The 283-nt window shown below is 33.2% G+C and carries 1 protein-coding gene; it reads right to left on the bottom strand.

Features of this window, described 5'->3' with window-relative positions; genetic code table 11:
* A partial coding sequence (locus tag AB3I12_RS13450) for a hypothetical protein (protein WP_368015674.1) occupies nucleotides 1–283 on the bottom strand: 283 nt, incomplete at both ends.

Here is a 283-nt window from a genome sequence, read left to right as displayed (position 1 = left end):
TGGCTATTTCATGTAAAACCTTTGGAGCTGTAAATTGACTCTTTGAAAGTTGATAATCGCTTTTTATTATTTTAATCAGCAGGGATACTGCCTTATCATTTATTGCATTACTTTGGAATATATTCCGAAGTTTGTCTCTATCTGCTTTTGACATAGGAAGCGTACTTATAAGCTCTTGCTTCTGGTCTATATTAAGGTCTAAATTCACCACTTCATTTGCTATTGTATGTAGTTTTTCTGGAGCTGTTGGTTGATTCTTTGAAAGTTGATAATGTCTTTTTGC

This window comes from Enterococcus sp. C65 (assembly GCF_040887165.1).
GTDB classification, from domain to species: Bacteria; Bacillota; Bacilli; order Lactobacillales; family Enterococcaceae; genus Enterococcus_B; species Enterococcus_B hirae.
This window is presented reverse-complemented; position numbering and strand designations above follow the sequence as displayed.